Annotated in this window: 17 protein-coding genes and 1 riboswitch; of the genes, 10 read left to right on the forward strand and 7 right to left on the reverse strand. The window is 72.9% G+C overall.

All coding sequences use genetic code 11. The features are described 5' to 3' along the window. The first annotated feature begins 11 nt into the window (after nucleotides 1-11). From pstC to pstB, 3 genes are read left to right on the forward strand one after another with little or no spacing between them, the layout of a single operon-like run. Complete coding sequence (gene pstC, locus KBX43_RS21895) at nucleotides 12-1,097, forward strand: phosphate ABC transporter permease subunit PstC (protein WP_043328007.1); 1,086 nt, start codon at nucleotides 12-14, stop codon at nucleotides 1,095-1,097. Beyond that, the gene (gene pstA / locus KBX43_RS21900; protein ID WP_043328005.1) at nucleotides 1,094-2,182 is read left to right on the forward strand and encodes a phosphate ABC transporter permease PstA; all 1,089 of its coding nucleotides are present in this window, start codon (nucleotides 1,094-1,096) and stop codon (nucleotides 2,180-2,182) included. Before pstC ends, pstA begins: the two co-directional genes overlap by 4 nt. Before the next feature lie 20 nt (nucleotides 2,183-2,202). After that, on the forward strand, nucleotides 2,203-2,979 hold the full coding sequence (pstB, locus tag KBX43_RS21905; RefSeq protein WP_013288829.1) for a phosphate ABC transporter ATP-binding protein PstB: 777 nt from the start codon (nucleotides 2,203-2,205) through the stop codon (nucleotides 2,977-2,979). Here the strand turns inward: pstB and KBX43_RS21910 are convergent. Then, a complete protein-coding gene (locus KBX43_RS21910) occupies nucleotides 2,960-3,799 on the reverse strand; it encodes an NUDIX domain-containing protein (RefSeq protein ID WP_210886897.1) in 840 nt (279 codons plus the stop codon). The genes pstB and KBX43_RS21910 overlap by 20 nt on opposite strands. A 454-nt stretch (nucleotides 3,800-4,253) precedes the next feature. Between KBX43_RS21910 and KBX43_RS21915 the strand changes: the two genes are divergently transcribed. Together KBX43_RS21915 and KBX43_RS21920 are read left to right on the forward strand one after the other, a co-directional pair. Further along, nucleotides 4,254-4,841: a DinB family protein gene (locus tag KBX43_RS21915; RefSeq protein ID WP_113973530.1), complete on the forward strand. Its 588-nt coding sequence runs from the start codon at nucleotides 4,254-4,256 to the stop codon at nucleotides 4,839-4,841. A gap of 61 nt (nucleotides 4,842-4,902) precedes the next feature. Beyond that, the gene (locus KBX43_RS21920; RefSeq protein WP_043330895.1) at nucleotides 4,903-5,871 is read left to right on the forward strand and encodes a Gfo/Idh/MocA family protein; all 969 of its coding nucleotides are present in this window, start codon (nucleotides 4,903-4,905) and stop codon (nucleotides 5,869-5,871) included. Between the two features lie 49 nt (nucleotides 5,872-5,920). Here the strand turns inward: KBX43_RS21920 and KBX43_RS21925 are convergent, their stop codons facing one another. The 3 genes from KBX43_RS21925 to KBX43_RS21935 all read right to left on the reverse strand — a co-directional run bounded on the left by KBX43_RS21925 (nucleotide 5,921) and on the right by KBX43_RS21935 (nucleotide 8,656). Further along, entirely contained in the window at nucleotides 5,921-6,925 is a 1,005-nt protein-coding gene (locus tag KBX43_RS21925; RefSeq protein WP_030504472.1) for an inorganic phosphate transporter, read from the reverse strand. Nucleotides 6,926-6,929: 4 nt separating this feature from the next. Continuing rightward, on the reverse strand, nucleotides 6,930-7,556 hold the full coding sequence (locus KBX43_RS21930) for a DUF47 domain-containing protein (RefSeq protein ID WP_030504473.1): 627 nt from the start codon (nucleotides 7,554-7,556) through the stop codon (nucleotides 6,930-6,932). Nucleotides 7,557-7,705: 149 nt separating this feature from the next. Beyond that, complete coding sequence (locus KBX43_RS21935) at nucleotides 7,706-8,656, reverse strand: PPK2 family polyphosphate kinase (RefSeq protein ID WP_210886900.1); 951 nt, start codon at nucleotides 8,654-8,656, stop codon at nucleotides 7,706-7,708. A gap of 170 nt (nucleotides 8,657-8,826) precedes the next feature. Here KBX43_RS21935 and sigJ point away from each other — a divergent pair, with 170 nt between their 5' ends. Further along, entirely contained in the window at nucleotides 8,827-9,780 is a 954-nt protein-coding gene (gene sigJ / locus KBX43_RS21940) for an RNA polymerase sigma factor SigJ (RefSeq protein WP_043327998.1), read from the forward strand. A gap of 6 nt (nucleotides 9,781-9,786) precedes the next feature. On the opposite strand, the gene KBX43_RS21945 is transcribed toward sigJ, so the two are convergent. Beyond that, nucleotides 9,787-10,293 (reverse strand): DUF402 domain-containing protein, encoded by a 507-nt coding sequence (locus tag KBX43_RS21945; RefSeq protein WP_043327997.1) that lies wholly within the window; start codon nucleotides 10,291-10,293, stop codon nucleotides 9,787-9,789. A 124-nt stretch (nucleotides 10,294-10,417) separates the two neighbouring features. On the opposite strand from KBX43_RS21945, the gene KBX43_RS21950 reads away from it, so the two are divergent. Then, nucleotides 10,418-12,562, forward strand: a complete 2,145-nt coding sequence (locus KBX43_RS21950) for an ATP-dependent DNA helicase (RefSeq protein ID WP_210886903.1) — start codon at nucleotides 10,418-10,420, stop codon at nucleotides 12,560-12,562. A 51-nt stretch (nucleotides 12,563-12,613) separates the two neighbouring features. On the opposite strand, the gene KBX43_RS21955 is transcribed toward KBX43_RS21950, so the two are convergent. After that, nucleotides 12,614-13,912, reverse strand: coding sequence for an AI-2E family transporter (locus KBX43_RS21955; RefSeq protein ID WP_231915501.1), 1,299 nt, complete (start codon nucleotides 13,910-13,912; stop codon nucleotides 12,614-12,616). Between the two features lie 154 nt (nucleotides 13,913-14,066). Between KBX43_RS21955 and KBX43_RS21960 the strand changes: the two genes are divergently transcribed. Together KBX43_RS21960 and KBX43_RS21965 are read left to right on the forward strand one after the other, a co-directional pair. Continuing rightward, complete coding sequence (locus KBX43_RS21960; protein WP_043327996.1) at nucleotides 14,067-14,414, forward strand: co-chaperone GroES; 348 nt, start codon at nucleotides 14,067-14,069, stop codon at nucleotides 14,412-14,414. Nucleotides 14,415-14,507: 93 nt separating this feature from the next. Beyond that, a complete protein-coding gene (locus tag KBX43_RS21965; RefSeq protein ID WP_166457585.1) occupies nucleotides 14,508-14,675 on the forward strand; it encodes a hypothetical protein in 168 nt (55 codons plus the stop codon). A gap of 4 nt (nucleotides 14,676-14,679) precedes the next feature. Here the strand turns inward: KBX43_RS21965 and KBX43_RS21970 are convergent, their stop codons facing one another. Further along, the gene (locus tag KBX43_RS21970) at nucleotides 14,680-16,116 is read right to left on the reverse strand and encodes a PrsW family intramembrane metalloprotease (protein ID WP_210886906.1); all 1,437 of its coding nucleotides are present in this window, start codon (nucleotides 16,114-16,116) and stop codon (nucleotides 14,680-14,682) included. Between the two features lie 65 nt (nucleotides 16,117-16,181). After that, nucleotides 16,182-16,304, forward strand: a riboswitch (SAM riboswitch). Between the two features lie 48 nt (nucleotides 16,305-16,352). Here KBX43_RS21970 and KBX43_RS21975 point away from each other — a divergent pair. After that, entirely contained in the window at nucleotides 16,353-17,615 is a 1,263-nt protein-coding gene (locus KBX43_RS21975) for an aminotransferase class V-fold PLP-dependent enzyme (RefSeq protein ID WP_210886909.1), read from the forward strand. Nucleotides 17,616-17,877 lie beyond the last annotated feature (262 nt).

Genomic DNA, 17,877 nt, shown 5'->3' on the forward strand with positions numbered 1-17,877 from the left:
CGAGCGAGCAGATGGGTGACACCCCTCAGCGCTCGGCCCACGCCGGCACCGGCGGGACTCCCGTGGCCACGAGCCACGAGGGACCCGCCGGTGCCTCGGCGCGTGTGGCCGAGCGCCCCGGTAACCCGGGCCGCCCCGACGGTGGCCTCGGCGGCGGCGGCGCCCTCCCCCGGGCCCGCGCCTTCGGCGCGGAACGGGCGTTCCGCGGCCTGACCCTGGCCGCCGGCACCACGGTCCTGGTGGTCATCGCGGCCATCGCGATCTTCCTGGTCGCCAAGGCCGTCCCGGCGTTGCGGGCGAACACCGAGTCGTTCTGGACGTTCGAGGGCTGGTTCCCGAACGACAACCCGCCGCAGTTCGGCATCGGCGCGCTCGCCTTCGGCACCGTCCTGAGCTCGCTGCTGGCGCTGCTCATGGCGGTGCCGGTCGCGCTGGGCATCGCCCTGTACCTGTCGCACTACGCGCCCCGGCGGCTCGGCAACGCCCTGGGCTTCCTGATCGACCTGCTGGCCGCCGTGCCGAGCGTCGTCTTCGGCCTCTGGGGCCGGGACTACTTCGCCCAGCCGGTCGCCGACCTGTCCGCCTGGCTGAACAGGTACTTCGGCTGGATCCCCATCTTCGGCGACGGCCCGTACGGGAACTCGATCCTGCTCGGCTCCGTGGTGCTGGCGATCATGGTGCTGCCGATCATCACCTCGCTGTCCCGCGAGGTGTTCCGGCAGACCCCGACCGCGAACGAGGAAGCCGCGCTCGCGCTCGGCGCCACCCGCTGGGAGATGATCCGCACCGCCGTCCTGCCGTACGGGCGTCCGGGCGTCATCGCCGCGGTGATGCTCGGGCTGGGCCGGGCGCTCGGCGAGACCATCGCGCTGGCGCTCACGCTCGGCTCCACGTACGCCATCTCGTTCAACATCCTGGCCAGCGGCGGCAACTCGATCGCCGCGAACATCGCCAACCGGTTCGCCGAGGCGAACGACACCGGCCGGGGCGCGCTCATCGCCTCCGGCCTGGTGCTGTTCGCGATCACGTTGATCGTCAACATCACCGCCCGGGCGATCATCTACCGGCGGCGCGAGTTCACGGAGTCGGCCGCATGACCACCACCCTCACCTCCCGCCGCCCGCGCCCGCCGGCCCAGCCGGCCACGCTGCGGGCGAGGCGACTTCCCGCGTACGCCGCTCCGGCCATCGCCGTCGCGGCGCTGCTGCTCGCGGCGGGCATCGTGTACGGCGCCGGCATCGGCGGCCCGGTCCTGGTCGTGGTGGTCGGCGCGCTGCTCTACCTGGCCGGTCTGTTCGTCGCGGCGAACGCGGTGGAGGGCCGCCGGTCGGCCCGCAACCGGACCTGGAGCGCGCTGATCCACTCCGCCTTCGTGCTGGCCGTGCTGCCGCTGGCCTCGGTGGTCTGGACGCTGGTCAGCAAGGGCTCCGAGCGGCTGGACGCGAACTTCTTCGGCACCTCGATGAACAACATCGGGTCGCGGGACGCCAACGGCGGCGCGTACCACGCGATCGTCGGCACGCTGCAGCAGGTGGGCATCGCCACGCTGATCACGGTGCCGCTGGGCGTGCTCTGCGCGATCTACATCGTCGAGTACGGCCGGGGCCGGTTCGCGTTCACCATCCGCTTCTTCGTGGACGTGATGACCGGCATCCCGTCGATCGTCACCGGCCTGTTCGTGCTGGCCTTCTGGGTGCTGATCGTCTCGCCGTGGTTCAACGACGGGCGGCCCGGTTTCTCCGGCTTCGCCGCCGCGCTGGCGCTGAGCGTGCTGATGCTGCCCACAGTGGTCCGCTCCACCGAGGAGATGCTCCGCCTGGTGCCGGCGCCGCTGCGCGAGGGCGCGTACGCCCTGGGCGTACCGAAGTGGAAGACCATCCTGCGGGTCGTGCTGCCGACCGCGCTGCCCGGCATCGTCACCGGCGTCATGCTCGCCATCGCGCGGGCCGCCGGTGAGACCGCGCCGGTGCTGCTCGTCGCCGGCGGCGGCGCGGCGATCAACTTCAACCCGTTCGAGAACAACCAGTCGTCGCTGGCCCTCTTCGTCTACCAGCAGGCCGGTGAGGCGTCGAGGTACTCGCCGGCACGGGCGTGGACCGCCGCGCTGACCCTGGTCGCCCTCGTCCTCGTCCTCACCGTGGCGGCGAAGCTGCTGTCCCGCCGCAACCGGCTCGGCCGATGAACCCCGGAGGTACCGCCACCATGGCCAAGCGCATCGAAGCCACGAACGTGACCGCCTACTACGGCGGGTTCAAGGCGATCGAGAACATCAACCTGACCGTCGAGCCGAAGACCGTCACCGCCCTAATCGGCCCGTCCGGCTGCGGCAAGTCCACCTTCCTGCGGTCGATCAACCGGATGCACGAGGTGCTGCCCGGCGCCCGGGTCGAGGGCAGCCTCACCATCGACGACCAGGACATCTACGACCGCGACGTGGACGTCACGGCGGTCCGCCGGATGATCGGGATGGTCTTCCAACGGCCGAACCCGTTCCCCACCATGAGCATCTTCGAGAACGTGGTGGCGGGCCTGCGGCTCAACGGCGTACGGCGCAAGTCGATCCTGGAGGAGGCCGCCGAGCGGGCGCTCCGCTCGGCGAACCTGTGGGACGAGGTGAAGGACCGCCTCGCCAAGCCCGGCGCGGGCCTGTCCGGCGGTCAGCAGCAGCGGCTCTGCATCGCCCGCACCATCGCGGTCGAGCCGCAGGTGGTGCTGATGGACGAGCCCTGCTCGGCGCTGGACCCGATCTCCACGCTGGCCATCGAGGACCTGATGTTCCAGCTCAAGGACAAGTTCACCATCATCATCGTCACGCACAACATGCAGCAGGCCGCGCGGGTGTCGGACCGGACCGCATTCTTCTCGATCGAGAAGACCGGCGACCCGGGCCGCCTGATCGAGTACGACAACACGCAGAAGATCTTCAGCAACCCGAGCCAGAAGAAGACCGAGGACTACATCACCGGCCGCTTCGGCTGAGGCGGAAGCTGGGCTCGGCGCCGTCCAGCCCCTCGATGTACGGCAGGATCGGCGTACCCGGGTCGCGCTCCGCCGCATCCCGCGCCACGCCGTCGAGGTCGCCCGCGGCGGCGACCTCGACGAGCGTGACCATGGTCGGCGGCAGCATGGTCAGCTCGCCGGCCTCCGCGCGGGCCAGCGCGTCCGCCGGGCGCAGCCACAGCGTGTGGTCGGCCTCGCCGGACACGTCCCGGGTCCGCTGCCCCTCGGGCAGCAGGGCGACGAAGAAGTACGTGTCGAAGCGGCGCGGCTCGAACTCCGGGGTGATCCACCGGCTCCACGGCAGCAGCAGGTCGGACCGGAGCGTGAGGCCGCGCCCGGCCAGCAGGTCCGCGAAGCCGACCCGCCGTCCCTCCAGGTCCTGCCGGGCCGCCTCCCAGTCGTCGCCGCTCACGTCGCCGACCACCGTGTCGGGGTCCGGCCCGGCGAGCAGCACGCCCGCCTCCTCGAAGACCTCGCGGGCGGCGGCGCACACCACCGCCTGCGCGGCCGCCGGGTCGAGTCCGAGCCGCACACCCCACGCCGCCGGGTCCGGGCCGGCCCAGCCGAGGTGCGCCTCCGAGTCGGAGCGGTCCACACCGCCGCCGGGGAAGGCGTACATGCCGCCGAAGGTCATCGCCGCCACCCGGCGGATCATGTAGACCTCGAACCCGTCGCCGGCCGGGCGGAGCAGCAGCACGGTGGCGGCGACCCGGGGCACGGCCGGTACGGCGCCCTCGGCCCGGAACCGGCGGGCGTGCTCCACCAGGGCGGGGGGTGCGGCGAAGCCGTCGATCGTCATGCGGCCGAGCCTAGTTCCCGCCCGAGCGGCCGGGCCGGGGGCGGCCTGGCACCGCCTGGCGCGGTGCACGCCGCCGCACGCAAGCATCCGCACCGCGCGAACCCAACCCGGTCACGTTGTGTAGTTTTCGGCCGCCGCCACCATGAACCCCTCCGCCGACTTTGCTCTGCAGCCAGATCCGCAGCGGCAACCTTCCGTAACCAGTGCGCATGGGGCTGCAGAGCAAAGTCGGCGAGAGGCGATTGGCCCAGCCCGAAATCGGGCTGACTTATGTCTGCCTAGTGGCTTTTGGGCACCCGGCTCTGCGAGGAGCCGAACGGGATCCATTACGCTCCGCAACCTTAACGCTAAGTGGTCACTAGCGAAGTGACTTCAGCCGCCTGGAGGACCGCCGCGCACCCACCGGCGCGCACCGGGCAGCGTGCGCCGGCCGCGCCTGGCAGGGTGGTGACCTGTGATCGACGACTTCGCGAAGCAGTATCTGCACAACGACCTGCGTCAGATCCGCGAGGTGCTGTTGTGGAAGCTCGACGGGCTGTCCGAGTACGACGTGCGCCGCCCCCTGACCGCGTCCGGCACCAACCTGCTCGGCCTGGTCAAGCACCTGGCGTTCACAGAGGCCCGGTACTTCGGCGAGGTGTTCGGCAGGCCGTTCCCGGAACCGCTGCCCCGGTGGGACGATCCGGATCCGGACGGCGCCGACATGTGGGCGACCGAGCACGAGACCCGCGAGGAGGTGATCGGCCGCTACCGACGGGCGTGGGAGCACGCGGACGCGACCATCGAGGCCCTCCCCATCGACGCGCCCGGCCACGTGCCGTGGTGGCCCCGCCCCCACGTCAAGCTGTTCAACGTCATGGTCCACGTGCTGGCCGAGACCAACCGGCACGCCGGGCACGCCGACATCCTGCGGGAACAGCTCGACGGCTCGACCGGGGCATGGGCCGCGTACGCGCACCTGGAACCCGACCGGCCGACGCTGGCGACGCGGCGGGCGACGATCGAACTGGCCGCCCTGGCCGTCGCCGACACCCCCCGCTGAGCCGTCCCGACCGGTGGATCACCCTGCCGGTCCCGCAGCGGGAAGGGATAGCGTGCCGGGCATGACGCGTTGGGGAATCCTGGCCACCGGAAACATCGCCGCCCGCTTCGCCGAGGACCTGCGGCTGGTGCCGGACGCCGAACTGGTCGCGGTCGGCTCGCGTACCCGGGAGAGCGCCGAACTGTTCGCGCGCCGGCACGACGTGCCGCGGGCGTACGCCTCGTGGGCGGAACTGGCCGCGGACCCGGACGTGGACGCGATCTATGTGGCCACCCCGCACGCGGCGCACCACGAGGCGGCGCTGGCGTGCCTGGCCGGCGGCAAGGCCGTGCTGGTGGAGAAGCCCTGCACGCTGGACCTGCCGACCACCACCGAGCTGGTGGAGACGGCCCGTGCCCGGGGCCTGTTCCTCATGGAGGCCATGTGGATGCGGACCAACCCGCTGATCCTGCGCGTGCTGGAGCTGATCCGGGACGGCGCGATCGGCGAGGTGACGCACGTACGGGCGGACTTCGGCGTGGCCGGCCCGTTCCCGCCGGAGCACCGGATGCGGGCCCGCACACTCGGCGGCGGCGCGCTGCTCGACCTCGGGGTCTACCCGCTGAGCCTGGCCCACCTGGTGCTCGGCGTGCCGCAGCACGTGCAGGCGTGGGCGAAGCTGACCCCGGAGGCGGTGGACGAGAACACCGGCATGGTGCTCGGCTGGGACTCCGGCGCGGTGGCCACGCTCAGCTGCGGCATGGTCGGCGCGACAGCGATCACCGCGTCGATCACCGGCACGACCGGCCGGATCGACCTGCCCGAGCTGTTCTTCCGGCCCGCGCACGCCGTGCTGCACCGGGCCGGCGCCGAGCCGGAGACGATCCCGGCGGACCTGACCGGCGGCGGCTACCAGTACGAGGCGATCGAGGTGCAGCGCTGCCTGGCGGCCGGGCTGACCGAGAGCCCGCTGGTGCCGCACGCCGCCACGCTCGAGGTGATGGGCCTGATCGACGACATCAAGGCCCGGATCGGCGTCTCCTACGCGTGAGGGGTTCCCCGCCACGGCGGGGAACCCCTCGACGTCGTTGCGCGGGAGCTCAGAACAGGGGGCGGACCAGCAGGTACGCGAGGCAGGCGATCGCGGCGGCGGCCGGGAACGTGATGATCCAGGCGATCACGATGTTGCCGGCCACGTTCCAGCGCACCGCGGAGAGCCGTTTCGTCGCGCCCACACCCATGATCGCCGAGGTGATCGTGTGCGTGGTGGAGATCGGCGCCTTGAGCACCAGCGCGTTGAAGTAGAGCACCGCGCTGGCGACGGTCTCGGCCGCGAAGCCCTCTGCCGGGCCGAGGTCGATGATCTTCCGGCCGAGCGTCCGGATGATCCGCCAACCACCCGCGTACGTGCCGGCGGCCAGCATCGCCGCGGAGGTCCAGAAGACCCAGCCCGGGATGTGGGTCTTGCTCTCCTGGAAGCCACCGGTGTAGAGCGCCAGCACGATGATGCCCATGGTCTTGGCGGCGTCCTGCATGCCGTGGCCGACCGACATGGCGGCGGCAGACGCGGTCTGCGCCCAGCGGAAGCCGCGGCTGAGCTTGCCCGGCTGCCCCTTCCGGAACAGCCACATGATCGCCAGCATCACCAGGAAGCCGAGCACCAGGCCGACCACCGGCGAGAGCACCATCGGGATGAGGACCTTCTCGATGATGGTGCCCCACTGGACGATGCCGTCGGCGGCGAACAGGGTCGCGCCGACCAGGCCGCCGAAGAGGGCGTGCGAGGAGGAGGACGGCAGGCCGAAGTACCAGGTGATCAGGTTCCAGATGATCGCGCCCAGCACGCCGGCGAAGACCACGCCGAGGCTCTCCACCCCGGTCGGCAACGTGACCAGGCCGTCGCCGACCGTCTTGGCGACGCCGGCGCCGAAGTGCGCGCCGACGAAGTTGCCGACGGCGGCCAGCGCCAGGGCGATCCGGGGGGTCAGCGCCCGGGTCGAGATGCTGGTGGCGATCGCGTTCGCCGCGTCGTGGAAGCCGTTCGTGTAGTCGAACGCCATGGCGACCGCGATCACCGCCAGCACGGCGATGAGTTCGGGACTCACTGGATCAGGACTCCTTGACCGCGATGGTCTCGACGGTGTTGGCGACGTGCTCGAAGGCGTCGCAGGCGGCCTCCAGCTCGTCGGCCACCTCCTTCATCTTCAGCACCGTGAGCGCGTCGTACTCACCGGAGAAGAGGCGTACCAGCAGCATCCGGTACGCCTGGTCGCCGTCGTTCTCGAGCCGGTTGCACTCGATCCAGTAGTCCTCAAGATCCTTCATCGACTTCAGCCGGGGCATCGCCTCGGCGGTGAGCTTGGCCTGCAGGTCGAGCACGTTGACCAGCTCGTGCAGCTCACGCGGAAGGGACGGGAGCTTGGTCAGGCCGTACAGGTAGAGCAGGTTGCCGACCGCCTCCAGGTGGTCCATCACGTCGTCGAGCAGCGAGCCCAGCCGGTAGATGTCCTCCCGGTCGAACGGCGTGATGAACGTGGAGTTGATCTTCTTGTAGAGCTCGTGCGTGATCTGGTCGCTGTCGTGCTCGATGTCGGTCAGCCGCTCGCTGATCGACTGCACGTCGGCGCCGGGCAGACCCAGCTCGTTGAGCAGGTCGGTCCCCTTGACCAGGTTCTGCGCGGCCCTGGTGAAGAGCTCGTAGAAGGCGCCCTCGGTGGGACGGAAGGAAAACTTCACAGCACGGACCTCGTCGTGTCGGTGGAAGGGTGGCCGTCGCCGCCCGGGCGTCTGCATTGCGCATGCTAGGGATCGCGTCCAGGCGGCTTTCGATCGGCCCACCCCTGGTCAAGCCCGATTCACCGCTCGTTCACCTTCCGTTCACCTGATCACCCGCCGAGTTGGCTCCGTAACCGGTCACGCTCCCGATCAACGTCGAAATCGGCAGGCGGATACCCCAGATGCAACTCGTCGAACGTCTCGCGCAGCAGGTGGGCTACCGCCCAGTCCCGGTACCACTTGCGGTCCGCCGGGACCACGAACCAGGGCGCGTCGTCGGCGCCGCACCGCTCGATCACCTCGGCGTACGCCGCCTGGTAGTCGTCCCATCGTGCCCGGGTGTCCAGGTCACTGGGGTTGTACTTCCAGAACTTCGTCGGGTCGGTCAGCCGCTGCATCAGCCGCTCGCCCTGCTCGGCGTACGAGATGTGCAGCATGACTTTGATCACGGTCACCGCCTGCTCGGCCAGTTCCCGCTCGAAGTCGTTGATGATCGCGTACCGGGATTGCCAGGTCGCCTCGTCGACAAGCCCTTCGACCCGGGCGATCAGCACGTCCTCGTAGTGCGAGCGATTGAACACGCCCACGTACCCGGGCGGCGGCAGCGCCCGGCGTACCCGCCACAGGAAGTCGTGCCGCAACTCCTCCTCGGTGGGCGGCCCGAACGAGCGGATGTGCAGCCCGAGCGGGTTCATTGCGCCCGCCACCCGCTTCACCGTGCCGTCCTTGCCGCCGCAGTCCATCGCCTGGAGCACCAGCAGCAGCCGGCGCGGCCGGCCCTCACCGAGCCCCGCGCCCGCCTGGGCCGGCGCGCTCGTGGCGCTGCCCGGACCTGAGGCGCCCTGCGCCGAGGCATACAGCATCTCCTGCTGCCGCCCCAGTTCCGCGCCGACCAGCTCGACCTGGGCCCGTGCCCACTCCTTGCGCGCGGGCCCGCGCCCGGCCACCGCCGGCAGCCCGGGCGTCGACCGGGGGTCGATCGCCGCCAGATCCACCGCCCCCGGCCCCACCCGCAGCAGTTCCCGCATCGGCCCGCCCTCGGGCCCCACCACCTCACTCATCCCCCGATCCTCACCCCCGAAGCCCTTTCCCGCCCGCCCCACCCCGCTGATCTTGCAGTTGCGGCCCCTGGTGCATCCGGAAAGCGGCTTTTGCCGGGGCGGCAAGCGCAAGATCGGCGAGGGTGGGCGGCGGGGTGCCGGGGCGGGTGGTGGGGCGGGAGAATGGGTGGGTGGATGAACTTACGGGGGAGTTCGAAGCGGAGCGGGGGCATCTGCTGGCGGTCGCGCGGCGGATGCTCGGCAGCCGCAGCGAGGCCGAGGACGCCGTCCAGGAGACCTGGCTGCGCTTCTCCGGCGCGTTGAGCGACCCCGAGCAGCGCGCCCGCGTACGCGATCTGCGCGGTTGGCTCATCACCACCTGCTCGCGGATCTGCCTGGACGTGCTCCGCTCCGCCCGGGTGCGCCGGGAGGCGTACCCGGGTCAGTGGCTCCCCGAGCCGGTGGTGACCACCGTGCCGGCGGCGGACGGGTTCGCGCCCGACCCGGCCGAGCGGGCGGTACGCGCCGACCAGATCGGCACCGCGCTGCTGGTGGTGCTGGAACGGCTGACGCCGGAGCAGCGGGTGGCGTTCGTGCTGCACGACGTGTTCGCGGTGCCGTTCTCCGACGTGGCGGACGTACTGGCGGTCACGCCGGAGGCGGCGCGTCAACTCGCGTCGCGGGCCCGGCGGGCGGTGCACCGGCCGGACGCGCCGCAGCACAGCGCCGACCTCGCCGAGCAGCGACGGGTACTCACCGCGTTCGTCGCCGCCGTGGAGTCCGGCGAGCTGGAGCAGTTGGTCCGGGTGCTCGCACCCGACGTGGTGGCGATCGGCGACTCCGGCGGCCACTTCCCGGCGGCCCGCCAGCCGGTGGTCGGCGCGGAGGCGGCCGGTCGCCTGCTCCTCGGCCTGTTCAACCAGGCCCGCAAGTGGGGCGCGATGCGGGTCCGGCCGGTGGTGGTGGACGGCACGCTGGGCTGGCAGTCGGAGGTCCCCTACCGGGACGGGCGGACCATGCGGATCGTCACCTCGTTCGCCGTCCACGAGGGGCGGGTCACCGGGGTGTTCAACCAGCTCAACCCGGACAAGGTCGGCGAGCTGCCGCCGCTGGGGCCGGACGCCGCCTGGCCGCCGCGCTGGTGAGTTGGCTCAGACCACCAGTGCCAGCCACTTCCGGTACGACGTGGCGAACGGCTCGGTGCCGTCGCCGAGCGCGCCGAGCAGCCAGCGGGCGGCCGCCTCGGCCTCGGTGACCACGTCGTCCGGGTAGCCCCAGCGGGCCCGGTGCTCGGCGAACTCGTCCTCGTCGCGCAGCTCGACCACTGCGGTCTCGCGGCGGCGCACCACGTCAAGGTCGAGGTCGATCAGGTGGACCGTCTCCGCGCCCTCCCAGCGGGCCGGGGTGGCGATGTCGCAGTAGACCTCGCTGGTGCGCGGCGGCGGGTTGAACATGCCGGTCCACCAGCCGTGGTGGGGCACCAGCAGGACGAACGGGATCTGCTCGACGGACGGGCGGCCGTGGTAGACGGATTCGGTGCCGGCGGGCACGCCGAGCCAGACGCCGAGATCGTCCTCGGCGAGGCGGCGGGCCGGGTAGTCGCGGTGGGCGCTGCCGTCGTACTTGCGGTAGATCACGCGGACCACGTCGCTCGGCATGCCTGGCACCCTAACCGATTCCGGCCACGCCACGCGATCGGGAGGTAACCGGACGCGACCCGCCGTCCCGCCACGCCGCCGGAGCGACCGGACCCCCGTCGGTGCCGGCGGGTACGGTCGCACGGTGACCCCGTCCCGCACCGCCACCGGCCCGGCCGTCCCGAAGAAGCGCCGCAGTGGTCGCGCCGGCGCCGGGGAGCTGCTGACCGCCGCGGTGGGCGCGGTTCCCGGCGGCGCGGCCCGGCCCGGTCAGCAGCAGATGGCCGAGGCGATCGAGCGCAGCATCGCCTCCGGCGAGCACCTGTTGGTGCAGGCTGGCACCGGCACCGGCAAGTCCCTGGCCTACCTCGCGCCGGCGCTGACGGTGGACGGGCCGGTGGTGGTCTCCACCGCCACGCTGGCGTTGCAGTCCCAGCTGGTCGAGCACGACCTGCCCCGGCTGGCCGACGCGGTCGAGCCGGTGCTGGGCCGGCGCCCCACGTTCGCCGTGCTGAAGGGTCGCCACCACTATCTGTGCCTGGCGAGGTTGGACAGCTCGGTCGAGGACGAGCCGGACGACGCGCTCTTCGACGCGCCGCGCCCCGGCAACGGCGGCACCAAGTGGCTCGGCGAGGCGGGCCGCCTGGGCAAGCAGGTGCAGCGGCTGCGTGACTGGGCCGAGGAGACCGCCACCGGCGACCGGGACGAGCTGGATCCGGGCGTGGACGACCAGGTGTGGCGCACCGTCTCCATGCCGGCGCGCGAGTGCGTGGGCGCGAGCCGCTGCCCGTTCGGTCAGGAGTGCTTCGCGGAGGCGTCCCGGGCGCGCGCCCGCGAGGCGGACATCGTGGTGACGAACCACAGCCTGCTCGCCGTCGACATGCTCGCCGGTCGGCACATCGTGCCGCCGCACAAGCTGCTGGTGGTGGACGAGGCGCACGAGCTGGCCGACCGGGTCTCCTCGGCGGCCCAGGCCGAGCTGGTGCCGGAGCTGATCGACAGGTCCACCCGCCGGGCCCGGCCGCTGCTGCGCCCGGACCTGGCCGAGCGGCTCACCGAGGCCGGTGACGCGCTCGCCGTGGGGCTGGCCGAGGCGCCGGCCGGGCGGCTCACCGCCGGTCTGCCGTCCGCGCTGCGCGAGGCGTGCACGCTGCTGGACTCGGCGACCCGGGCCGCGCTGGAGGCGATCGGCGACGTGAAGTCCGACGACCCCGACCCGGTACGCAAGCAGCAGGCCAAGGCGGTGCTGGACGAACTGTCCACCACCGCGCAGCGGCTGCTGGAGGAGGCCGACCACGACGTCGCCTGGGTCGAGAAGCCGGACAACGGCAGCCGCCGAGCACTCGTGGTCGCGCCGCTGTCGGTCGCGGGCACGCTCGCCACCCACCTGTACGACGAGCGCACGGTCGTCGCCACCTCGGCGACGCTGGCGCTGGGCGGCCGCTTCGACACGGTGGCCCGGGCGCTGGGGCTGGACGCGCCGCCGCCCGCCCCGCCGTCCCCGGCCGCCGCCGCGATCGCCACCGCTGCCGCCGCGGGCCGCACCCCGGTCACGCCGCCGGTGGCCGCCGCCGAGGGCAGCCGGGCGTCGATCGGCACCGTGCCGGCCACCGAGGGGCCGGGCTGGAGTTCGCTGGACGTCGGCTCACCGTTCGACTACGCCCGGCAGGGCATCCTGTACGTGGCCGCGCACCTGCCCCGCCCCAGCATCTCCGGGCTGCCCGGGCCGGCCGGTGAGGAGCTGCTGGCGCTGGTCGGGGCGCTCGGTGGTCGTACCCTCGGGCTCTTCTCGTCGCGACGGGCCGCGCAGCAGGCGGCGGAGCTGGTCCGCGCGCGGACCGACCTGCCCGTGCTGCTGCAGGGCGAGGAGGCGCTGCCGCTGCTGGTGCGCCGGTTCCGCGAGGTGCGGGAGAGCTGCCTGTTCGGGGTGATGTCGCTCTGGCAGGGGGTGGACGTGCCGGGCGACGCCTGCCAGCTCGTGGTGATCGACAGGTTGCCGTTCCCCCGGCCGGACGAGCCGCTCGCCGCGGCGCGCGCCGCGGCGGTGGACGCCGGTGGCGGCTCGGGTTTCGCGGCGGTGAGCGTGCCGATCGCGGCGGTCCGGCTGGCCCAGGGCGTCGGCCGGCTGATCCGGGCCACCGGCGACCGGGGCGTGGTGGCGGTGCTCGACTCGCGGCTGGAGACGGCGCGCGGGTACGGCCCGTTCCTGCGCCGTTCGCTGCCGCCGTTCTGGTACACCACCCGGCCCGAGGTGGCCCGGGGCGCGCTGGAACGGCTCGCCAAGAGCTGACGCCCGCGCCTCCCCGGGCGGGGCGACACGGGCGTCAGGGGATCGTGCGGGTCAGGGCGCCTGGGAGGCGACCACCACCGCGTCCGGTGGGGTGTCCGGCACGGTACGCGCGGCGAGCCGCCGGACCGCGGTGTTGAGCACGGCGATCAGCGGCACCGCGACCAGCGCGCCGGCGATGCCGGCCAGCACCACGCCCGCGGCGATGCCGATGATCACGGCGAGCGGGTGGATGGCCACCGCCCGGCCCATGATCAGCGGCTGGAGCACGTGGCCCTCTACCTGCTGCACCCCGACCACCACGCCGAGGATGATCAACGCGGTCACCGGGCCGCTGTCGACGAGCGCGACCAGCACTGCGACCACGCCGGACAGGAACGCGCCGACGATCGGGATGAACGCGCCCAGGAAAACCAGCGCGGCCAGCGGGAACGCGAACGGGATGTCGAACAGCACCAGGAAGATGCCGATGCCGACCGCGTCGATGAAGGCGACCAGCACGGTGGCCCGCACGTACGCGCCGAGCGTCGCCCAGGACGCGCGACCGGCGTCGTCGACCTTCCAGCGGGCCGCGACCGGCAGCAGCCGGACCAGGAACCGCCAGATGGAGTTGCCGTCGCGCAGGAAGAAGAACGTGGCGAACAGCACGAGCACGGTGCCGGTGAGCACCTCGGCCAGCGTGGCGGCGGTGCTGAGCGCGCCGCTGGTGAACCGCTCGGTGTTGCCGTTGATCCAGTTCTGCGCCTCGTTGATGTAGCGGTCGAGCTGGCTGTCGGACAGGTGCAGCGGGCCAGTCTTGAACCAGTCCTGGATCTGCCGGATGCCCTGCGAGGACTTCTCGCTCAGCTCCGGTACGCCCTTGATGAACTCGTTGACCACCAGCGTCAGCGTGCCGACCACGGCGGCCAGGCCGCCGACGAGCACCACACCGGTGGCCAGGGAGCGGGGCAGGCGGGCCCGGAGCAGCCAGCCGACCGCCGGGGCGAGCAGCGCGGAGAGCAGCAGCGCGACAGTCAGCGGGATGATCACGATGCTGATCGTGCCGATGATCTTGATGAGCGCCCAGGTCACGATGCCGATCACGATCAGCCGCCAGCACCAAGCGGCGGTGATCCGCAGCGCGTGCGGCACCTCGGTGTCGTCCCGGCTCACAGTCGAGGAGTGCATCGCGGCCGGCGGCTCGACGCCCACCACAGTCGCCTCCGGCGACGCCGACGGTCCCGGTGACGCGGGCGAGGCCACTCCTGCCTCCCCCGGCGCCGCTTCCGGGTCGGCCCGGCGGGTCCGGGCGGCCTCCCGGCCCGACTCGTACGCGCGGCGGAGCCGTCCGCGCATCCGCTCGAAGCGGCTCAAGCGCACCTCCGGCAAAGTCGGCCCCACCACGTCGCAGGGGGCACAGGATACGTCTGCTCGCCCCACCCTAGGGCGGCTCGGCCACACATTGCCCGCCCGGCGCTCCTGCGAACCACGGCGGAATCGACAGCCGGGCACGCGGTAGCGTCTTCGCGTGACCGCCGACCAGAGTCTCGACGCCGGGCTGCCGATCCGCCTGCTGCACGACCGCGTGCTGGTACGCACCGAGGGCGCCGAGGGCGAGCGCCGCTCCACCGCCGGCATCGTGATCCCCGCGACCGCCGCCGTGGGCAAGCGGCTGGCCTGGGCGACAGCCGTCGGCGTCGGGCCGAACGTCCGCTCGATCGTGGCCGGCGACCGGGTGCTCTTCGACCCGGACGACCGCTCCGAGGTCGAGTTGCACGGGCGGGCGTACGTGCTCCTGCGCGAGCGGGACGTGCACGCCGTGGCGGCCGAGCGGGTGGAGAGCACCGCCGCCGGCTCCACCGGTCTCTACCTCTGATCCGGCTCTCCACCCTCCGACCCGGCATCGGCGCCGTTTGCGGCGCTTCCCGGCGGGAAGCCCAGGCACCTGAGCGCCCTGGGGAGGGACACCATGCCGGTAGTGATCAAGAAGATCCTCGCCTGGGGATTCCTCGCGTTCCTGATCTACTTCATGGCGTTCCGTCCGGACGGGGCCGCGCAGGTGTTCAGGGGGATCGGGGCCGCGCTCATGGCCATCGCCCAGGGGCTCGGCGACTTCCTGACCGGCCTGATGAGCTGACCCGTCAGCGCCCGGGACGCCAGGGCGCGCCCGGGCCGTGCCAGCCGCCCGGGCCGTAGCCGGGCGGCGGGTACGCGGGCGGCGCGGCGAGCACCACCGGGATCGGCACCACCGGGTCGTCGGGCGCCTCCACCGGGCGCTGCGAACCGTCCGGGAACCGCAGGTGGTAGCGCTGACCGTCCCAGACCCCGACCGGCGCCTGCGGGTCCCGGCCGACGAAGAACGACCGGTACGCGGAGATCGCCTCCAGCAGTTCCCGTTCCTCCCGCGCTGTCCGTTCCCGCTCGGCGGGTTTGCGGTCCAGTCCCCGGCGCATGCCGTCGCGCAGCAGCGCGAGCCGGGTCGCGGCGAACTGGTAGCCGCGCATCGCCTTCACCCCGCCGTCACCGGCGACCCGCCGGGCCCACGTACGCGCCGCGTGCCGGCGGCCCAGGCTGCCCAGCGCGGCCACCTCGGGCGGGGTGAGCCAGCCCGCCCGCACGTAGTCCGGCAGCGTGCGCTCGGTGAGCCGGCCCTCCCAGGCGCGCAGCCAGATCGCCAGCCCCACCATGGCGAAGAAGATCGGCACCATCACGCCGATGTACCCGTAGAGCACGATCACCGTCTGCCCGGTGGCCTGGGCCAGCGAGGGCAGCAGGTTCCAGGTGCCGTGCAGGATCATCGCCAGCAGCAGGCCGGCCAGCGGGGCGAGCACCCGTACCCGCCGGTCGGCGGTACGCGCCGCGACGCCCAGCCCGACGCCGGTCATCGAGGTGAACAGCGGGTGGGCGAAGCCGAACAGCAGGATCCGGACGATGAAGATCGCGATCACCTGCTGCGCGCCGGTGGCCGGGCCGTACTGCTCCACGCCGGTGCGGTAGCCGTACCCGCCCAGGTAGAGGATGTTCTCGACCATGGCGAAGCCGACCGCGGAGAGCCCGCAGTAGACCAGGCCGTCGGTGATCCCGGAGAACTCCCGGCGCCGGAAGATCAGCACCAGGAGCGGGCCCGCCGCCTTGGTCAGCTCCTCGATGAACGGGGCGACGAGCACCGCTGTCAGCGCGGCGGGCAGCCCCAGGTCGTCGAACAGCCGCGCGCCGGTCTCGTTGACCAGCAGCGAGATCGCGGTGGAGACGAAGGCGCCCCACGCGAAGCAGAAGATCAGGTATTTCAGCGGCTCCGGCTCGTAGCGGTCGAGCCACAGGAAGCAGGAGACCAGCACCGGCACCGGCAGGATCGCCGCGACCAGGCCCACCAGCAGCGCCTCGGCGCCGAGGCTCTCGCCCAGCGTGAAGACCATGAACAGCGCGCCGGCCGCGATCAGCAGCACCACACCGGCCAGCGCGAGGAAGCGCCGCCAGCCGAGCCGGCGCAGCGGCATCCGGGGCGTCGGCGCCCCCGGCGACGGGGCGGCGGGCGCGGGCGGCGGCGGCAGGGCTCCGCCGGGCGGGGTGTCGGCCATGCGGTCAGCGTAGTCACCCGCGACCCACTGGTCCGGGCCGAACGCTACGGCTATGCTCCCGAACAGGTCACGAGCGCCAGCGTCAAGCCCCGGCTTGCTGGCCGGCAACCCTCGTCGAGGTTCGCGGTGGGGTGCCCCGGGTGATGACCGGGCCCAGCGCCGCTCCGCGTGCTGGGCAAGCGCGGACCCCGTCCCGGCACCACCCGGGGTCCACCTGTGACCCGGGAGGCTCCGCCATGACCCTCACTCTCGTACCCCCGTCCCTAGTGCTGCCCGCGCCGGTCCGGCCCGACCCGCTCGGCGTGCTCGGCGTACCGGGGGAGATCAACCTGGACCACGCCGCCAGCGCGCCGTGCGCGCGGGCCGCGGCCGACGCGGTGGCCGGGCTCCTTCCCTGGTACGCGAGCGTGCATCGCGGCGCGGGCGCGCTGTCCCGGCGCTGCACGCTCGCCTACGAGCAGGCCCGGCAGACCGTCGGCGACTTCCTCGGCGCCCGCCCCGACGACCACGTGATCTTCACGCGGAACACCACAGACGCGCTGAACCTGCTGGCCCGGGCGCTGCCCGCGGGCACCACCGTGATCACGTTCGGCGGCGAGCACCACGCCAACCTGCTGCCCTGGCCGCGCGGCTCGGTACGGCTGCCGGTGCCGGACAGCCCGGCCGGCGCGGTCCGGTCCCTCGCGGCGGCGCTCGGCGAGCTGGCCCGCGACGCCCGGCCCGGCCTGCCGGTCCTGGTCGCGGTCGCCGGCGCCGGCAACGTCACCGGCGAGGTGTGGCCGATCGCCGAGCTGGCCCGGGTCGCGCACCGGCACGGCGCCCGCATCCTGGTCGACGCCGCGCAGCTCGCCCCGCACGCCCCGGTCGACCTGGCCGCGCTGGACGTGGACTACGTGGCGCTGTCCGGCCACAAGCTGTACGCCCCGTTCGGCGCGGGCGTGCTCGCCGGGCGGGCGGACTGGCTGGACGCGGCCCCGCCGTACCTGGCCGGTGGCGGCGCCACCAGCCACGTCGGCGCGGCCACGCACGAGGTGCGCTGGACCACCGGCCCGGCACGGCACGAGGCCGGCACCCCGAACCTGCTCGGCGCGGTGGCGCTGGCGGCGGTCTGCGCCGCGCTCGGCGAGGCCGACCGGCAGGCGCTGCACGTACGGGAACAGGCGCTGCTGACCCGGCTGCGCCGCGGCCTCGCCACGCTGCCCGACGTGGTCGAGCTGCGCATGTTCGGCCCGGACGCGCCCCGGGTGGGGATCGTCAGCTTCGTGGTCGCCGGGCGGGACTCCGCCGACGTGGCCGCGCACCTGGCGAGCCGACACCGGATCGGGGTACGGGACGGCCTGTTCTGCGCCCACCCGCTGACCCGTCGCCTGCTGGCCGAGGCCGCCGCCCGTACCGGCCGCACCGACCTGCCCCCGACCGCCCTGCGCGCCAGCCTGGGCCTGGGCACCACCGAGCCCCAGGTCGACGCCCTCCTGACCGCCCTGTCCCACCTCCCCTAACCCAACCCCTCCCCCTCCCCCTCCCGCCCAAGAGCAACCGGCCCGTCCGCACCCACGACAGCCAGAGATCTTGGTACGGGGACGCCCCGGTGGGGGCGTCCCCGTACCAAGATCTCGCCCCCCGGGGCCCCCATCGGGGCGATCATGAAGTTAGCGGTCACAGAAAGCGCTTCCCCACCAGCCAACTTCATGATCAGCCGGCCCCCATGGAGGTGATCAAGGAGTTTGGGTCCGAGTTGATCTCCGGGAGGGACACAAACTC

The organism is Micromonospora sp. C41, assembly GCF_018070485.1.
Lineage (GTDB): Bacteria > Actinomycetota > Actinomycetes > Mycobacteriales > Micromonosporaceae > Micromonospora > Micromonospora chalcea.